At 74.5% G+C, this 1,987-nt stretch carries 2 protein-coding genes and 1 pseudogene; all 3 read right to left on the minus strand.

Features of this window, described 5'->3' with window-relative positions:
* Window positions 1–1,120: precorrin-2 C(20)-methyltransferase (locus tag SACPADRAFT_RS25930; RefSeq protein ID WP_051442398.1), on the minus strand; the 1,120-nt coding region annotated here is incomplete at its 3' end.
* Window positions 1,121–1,173: 53 nt separating this feature from the next.
* A complete protein-coding gene (locus SACPADRAFT_RS0206530) occupies window positions 1,174–1,800 on the minus strand; it encodes a precorrin-8X methylmutase (protein ID WP_007027429.1) in 627 nt (208 codons plus the stop codon).
* Window positions 1,797–1,987 (minus strand): annotated as a pseudogene (locus SACPADRAFT_RS25935) (precorrin-3B synthase); the annotation flags it as partial. The pseudogene SACPADRAFT_RS25935 and the gene SACPADRAFT_RS0206530, both read right to left, overlap by 4 nt.

Genomic DNA, 1,987 nt, shown 5'->3' on the forward strand with positions numbered 1-1,987 from the left:
CCTGCGCCGCCGTCAGGCCCGGCAGCACGCGCACCGACACCCCGGCCCAGCGCGGGTCCTCGGCGCGTTCCAGCACGGCCGAGGCCATCGCGAACACGCCCGGATCGCCGGAGGACACCACGGCCACGGTCGCGCCGTCGCGGGCCAGGTCCAGCGCCTCGGCGGCACGGTCGGCCTCGACGCGGTTGCCGGAGGGGTGCCGCTGCTGACCCGCGCGCTGCGGCACCCGTGCCAGGTAGGTGCCGTAGCCGACGAGGTGGTCGGCGCGGGCCAGGGCCTGTTCGACCTCCGGGGTGGTCCACTGCGGCCCGGCGGGGCCCAGGCCCACGACGACGACCTCTCCCCCGGTCCGGTCCTCCGCCGCCCGCCCGTCGGCGGGAGTCGCGGACGGGACGGCCTGCGCGGTGCCGTCCTGTTCGAGGCCCTCCTGTTCGAGCCGGGCCATCTTCGCCGAGGCGGTGGGGCTGGGCACCACGGCCACCGAGAAGTACGGCACACTCTCCGGGTCGACCTCGGCGAACGGTTCCACGCGCTCGGCCTGCCAGGTGGCGCGTTCGACGTAGTAGGCCTCGTCCAGCCTGCCCGCCTCGGCGAGCGCCTGGCGGATCGAGCCGAAGGTGCGGCCCAGTTTGAGCACCGCGGCCGAGTCGGTGTCGGCCAGCCGCCGCGCCAGCTCCGGTGCGGGCAGCGTGCCCGGCAGCAGGGTGAGCACCTCGTCCCGCTCCACCAGCGGCCTGCCCGTCCGCGCCGCGGCGGCGCTGACCGACGTCACCCCGGGCACCACTTCGGAGGCGTAGCGGTCGGCCAGGCGTTCGTGCATGTGCATGTAGGAGCCGTAGAAGAACGGGTCGCCCTCGCACAGCAGCACCACGTCCCGGCCCTCGTCGAGATGGGCGGCCAGGCGCTTGGCGGACTGTTCGTAGAAGTCGGCCAACGCGCCCTCGTACCCGCCGGGGTGGTCGGTGGTCTCGGTGGTCACCGGGTACATCAGCCGTTCCTCGGTCTGGCCGTCGCGCAGGTACGGCTCGGCGACCGAGCGGGCGATGCTGCGGCCGTGCCGGGCGCAGTGGTAGGCGATCACGTCGGCCTCGCCGATCAGCCGGGCCGCGCGGACGGTCATCAGTTCCGGGTCGCCGGGGCCCAGCCCGACACCGAACAACGTGCCGGTGCTGCTCACATCTCCTCCTTCGTCGCGATCGCGTTCACCGCCGCGACCGCCAGCGCACTGCCACCCCGGCGCCCGCGCACGGCGAGATACGGCGCGGGCGCGCGGTCGATCAGTTCCTGTTTGGACTCCACGGCACCGACGAACCCGACCGGCACGCCGATGATCGCGGCCGGGGCGCCGACGCCCTCGTCCAGCAGTTCCAACAGCCGGAACAGGGCGGTGGGCGCGTTGCCGATCGCCACCACCGAGCCCGGCAGCCGTTCCCGCCACAGCTCCAGCGCCGCCGCCGAGCGGGTGGTGCCCAGCTCCCGCGCCAGGCCGGGAACCCGCGGGTCGTTCAGCGTGCAGACCAGTTCGTTGTCGGCGGGCAAACGCTTGCGGGTGACGCCGCTGGCGATCATCTCCGCGTCGCAGAGCACCGGCGCCCCCGCTTCGAGCGCGGCGCGGCCCGCCGCGACGACGTCCGGGCTGTGTGCGAGGTCGTCGACCAGATCGACCATGCCGCACGTGTGGATCATGCGCACCGCCGCCACGGCGACGTCGGCGGGCAGGCCGGACAGATCGGCCTCGGCCCGGATGGTGGCGAACGAGTGGCGGTAGATCTCCGTGCCGTCGCGGATGTAGTCGATCACGAGCGTCCCTTCAGCCGGTCGGTGAGTGCGTCGACCGGGACGAGTGTCCCGTCGACGCGGTAGCCGTCCCCGGTGGCGAGGACGTCCACGTGCTCGCCACGGGGCCGTCCGCAGCGGCGTTCGCAGCCGCTGACGTGCGCGCGCACCCCCGGGCGGAGGGTGTCCACGCCCGCGAGCGCGGCGCGGG

This window comes from Saccharomonospora iraqiensis subsp. paurometabolica YIM 90007 (assembly GCF_000231035.2).
Lineage (GTDB): Bacteria > Actinomycetota > Actinomycetes > Mycobacteriales > Pseudonocardiaceae > Saccharomonospora > Saccharomonospora paurometabolica.